This window comes from Streptomyces sp. TRM64462, assembly GCF_013362995.1.
GTDB lineage: Bacteria > Actinomycetota > Actinomycetes > Streptomycetales > Streptomycetaceae > Streptomyces.
Genome location: NZ_JABWDV010000099.1, coordinates 1 through 2,942 on the forward strand (window position 1 = coordinate 1; position 2,942 = coordinate 2,942).

5 protein-coding genes and 1 pseudogene are annotated in these 2,942 nt (G+C 69.5%); 4 read left to right on the forward strand and 2 right to left on the reverse strand.

Features of this window, described 5'->3' with window-relative positions:
* Nucleotides 1-180: hypothetical protein (locus tag HTZ82_RS33040; RefSeq protein ID WP_175408008.1), on the reverse strand; the 180-nt coding region annotated here is incomplete at its 3' end.
* A 13-nt stretch (nucleotides 181-193) separates the two neighbouring features.
* Between HTZ82_RS33040 and HTZ82_RS33045 the strand changes: the two genes are divergently transcribed.
* Complete coding sequence (locus HTZ82_RS33045) at nucleotides 194-472, forward strand: LPXTG cell wall anchor domain-containing protein (RefSeq protein WP_375540784.1); 279 nt, start codon at nucleotides 194-196, stop codon at nucleotides 470-472.
* Between the two features lie 76 nt (nucleotides 473-548).
* On the opposite strand, the gene HTZ82_RS04820 is transcribed toward HTZ82_RS33045, so the two are convergent.
* Nucleotides 549-743: a hypothetical protein gene (locus HTZ82_RS04820; protein ID WP_175408009.1), complete on the reverse strand. Its 195-nt coding sequence runs from the start codon at nucleotides 741-743 to the stop codon at nucleotides 549-551.
* A 293-nt stretch (nucleotides 744-1,036) separates the two neighbouring features.
* Here HTZ82_RS04820 and ftsE point away from each other — a divergent pair, with 293 nt between their 5' ends.
* From ftsE to HTZ82_RS04835, 3 genes and pseudogenes are all read left to right on the forward strand, one after another.
* Nucleotides 1,037-1,726 (forward strand): cell division ATP-binding protein FtsE, encoded by a 690-nt coding sequence (ftsE, locus tag HTZ82_RS04825; RefSeq protein WP_175408010.1) that lies wholly within the window; start codon nucleotides 1,037-1,039, stop codon nucleotides 1,724-1,726.
* Between the two features lie 35 nt (nucleotides 1,727-1,761).
* Nucleotides 1,762-2,679, forward strand: coding sequence for a permease-like cell division protein FtsX (gene ftsX, locus HTZ82_RS04830; RefSeq protein ID WP_175408011.1), 918 nt, complete (start codon nucleotides 1,762-1,764; stop codon nucleotides 2,677-2,679).
* 67 nt (nucleotides 2,680-2,746) lie between these two features.
* Nucleotides 2,747-2,942, forward strand: a pseudogene (locus tag HTZ82_RS04835) (peptidase S41); the annotation flags it as partial.

Consider the following 2,942-nt stretch of genomic DNA (forward strand, 5'->3'; position numbering starts at 1 on the left):
GACCCCGCCGACGACGACCCCGCCGACGACGACGCCGCCGACGACGACCCCGCCGACGACGACGCCGCCCACGACGACCCCGCCGACGACGACGCCGCCCACGACGACCCCGCCGACGACGACCCCGCCGACGACGACGCCGCCGACCACGACGCCGCCCACGACGACCCCGCCCACCACGCCTCCCACCACCGTGCAGCCCAGCGCCTCGCCGACCGGCGGCTCCACCACCGGCGGCAGCGTCGGCACCTGCACCGTCGACCTCGACGGTGCCGAGTGCGCCGACAACAACCCGGGCCCGAACAACGCCGGCTCCCAGCCGGTCGAGCAGGGCAAGGCCAAGGAGGAGCTGGCCGAGACCGGCGCCGCCGAGACCGAGTTCCTGCTCATCGGCGCCGCGACGATGATCGCCGGCGGCATCGGCTTCCGTATGCTGCCCCGCCTCGTCGGCGGCGGCCGCGCGGCCGTCTGATCCGCGAGCACACCCGCAGAAGGGCCCGGACGCCGCAGCCGGCGGTGTCCGGGCCCTTCCCGTTGTCCAGGGGGTGCTACGCGGGGCTGTGCGCCGCCGCCACCAGTGCGGCCGCCGCCACCAGGAGCAGAAGCAGCGCCAGCAGCGCCACGGGGTTCAGCGCACCCCACGGGCTCTGCTGGAGACGTTCGCGGTTGGCCCGGCAGACGGGGCAGCGGCCCTCGGTCACGGGTGCCGCGCAGTTGGCGCACACCAGTCGGTCATAGGTCATGCGCTCTCCTCCTCCCGCGCGGCGGAGCCGCTGACGCGGACTGCGACGCGGACTGTGACGCGGACTGATGTGACGAGACAGTTCTCTCCGCACAACGCTCAGGGAAACGCGTCCGTTCCCCTCCCCACTGTGCCAGCTTCCACGAGTTTAGGCGCGCCCCGGCCGGATCCCGCCGATCAGCGGACCGGGCACACCTCCACAAAAAGGGCAACCCCGGACGGTGACTGCGCAGGGCATCCCCCTTCGCGTATGGTCACGCACACCTACTCCTCCTCGGCCGACCTGGTGCACCCGTGATCCGATTCGACAACGTCTCCAAGTCCTACCCGAAGCAGAACCACCCCGCCCTCAGGGACGTGTCCCTGGAGATCGAGAAGGGCGAGTTCGTCTTCCTCGTCGGGTCCTCCGGCTCCGGCAAGTCCACCTTCCTGCGGCTGGTCCTGCGCGAGGAGCGCGCCAGCCACGGAACGGTGCACGTCCTCGGCAAGGACCTGGCCCGCCTGTCCAACTGGAAGGTCCCGCACATGCGGCGCCAGCTCGGCACCGTCTTCCAGGACTTCCGGCTGCTGCCCAACAAGACCGTCGCCCAGAACGTGGCCTTCGCGCAGGAGGTCATCGGCAAGTCGCGCGGCGAGATCCGCAAGTCCGTGCCCCAGGTCCTCGAACTCGTCGGCCTCGGCGGCAAGGAGGACCGCATGCCGGGCGAGCTGTCCGGCGGTGAGCAGCAGCGCGTGGCCATCGCTCGCGCGTTCGTGAACCGTCCGATGCTGCTCATCGCCGACGAGCCCACCGGCAACCTCGACCCGCAGACATCGGTCGGCATCATGAAGCTGCTCGACCGCATCAACCGCACCGGTACGACGGTGATCATGGCCACCCACGACCAGAACATCGTCGACCAGATGCGCAAGCGCGTCATCGAGCTCGAGAAGGGCCGGCTCGTCCGCGACCAGGCACGCGGCGTCTACGGCTACCAGCACTGAGCACAAGCACGGGTAAGAAAGGCTGAACGCACGCGATGCGCGCCCAGTTCGTACTCTCGGAGATCGGTGTCGGCCTCCGTCGCAATCTCACGATGACGTTCGCCGTCATCGTCTCGGTGGCCCTGTCGCTCGCCCTCTTCGGCGGTGCGGTGCTGATGGGCCAGCAGGTCAACGCGATGAAGGACTTCTGGTACGACAAGGTCAACGTCACGATCTACCTGTGCAACAAGAACGACGCGGGCTTCGCCGAGAACTGCTCCAAGGGCGCCGTCACCGCCCAGCAGAAGGAGCAGATCGAGACCGACCTCGGGAAGCTGGACATCGTCGAGAGCGTCCAGCACGAGACGGCCGACGAGGCGTACAAGCACTACCGCGAGCAGTACGGGGACACCGCGCTCGCCAGCGTCGTCACGCCGGACCAGATGCAGGAGTCGTTCCGGGTCAAGCTGAAGAACCCGGAGAAGTACGAGGTGGTCGCCACCGCGTTCTCCGGGCGGGCCGGCGTCCACTCGGTGCAGGACCAGCGCAACATCCTGGAGAACCTGTTCAACATGATGCGCGGCATGAACGTCGCCGCCGTCGTGGTCATGGGCCTGATGCTGCTCATCGCGCTGATGCTGATCGTCAACACCGTGCGTGTCTCGGCGTTCAGCCGTCGTCGTGAGACCGGCATCATGCGGCTCGTCGGCGCGTCCAGCTTCTACATCCAGATGCCGTTCATCATGGAGGCCGCGTTCGCCGGTCTGCTGGGCGGCCTGTTCGCCTGCGTGATGCTGCTGGTGGGGCGCTACTTCCTGATCGACGCGGGCCTTTCGCTGGCGGAGCAGATGCCGCTGGTCAAGTTCATCGGCTGGGACGCGGTGTTCGCGGTGCTGCCGCTGGTGCTGGTCATCGGGTTGCTCATGCCGTCGCTCGCCGCCGCCGTCGCGCTCCGCAAGTACCTCAAGGTGTGACGAGTGCCCCGTGCGCCGTACGGCCAACAGCCGTACGGCGCCTTTTGCTTGTCCTAGAGTGGGCGGCATGTCGCTGCCGGGTCCAGAGTTCTCCCTCCGGCCCCGCCGTCTCCGGCGCGGGGCGGCGCTGACCGCACTGTTCGCGACCGTCCTCGCGACGGCCGCCGCCACCGACGCGCTGCCGCACGACGAGGACGAGGACCGCACGCCTCCCTCCGCCCGCGCGTCGGCCGGCGCGGCGCACCGCGACCGTGCCGTACGGG

Bases quoted from the DNA above. Each gene is read 5' to 3' on its own strand.
- HTZ82_RS04820 (WP_175408009.1), bottom strand. From the start codon at position 743: ATGACCTATGACCGACTGGTGTGCGCCAACTGCGCGGCACCCGTGACC.
- ftsX (WP_175408011.1), top strand. From the start codon at position 1,762: ATGCGCGCCCAGTTCGTACTCTCGGAGATCGGTGTCGGCCTCCGTCGC.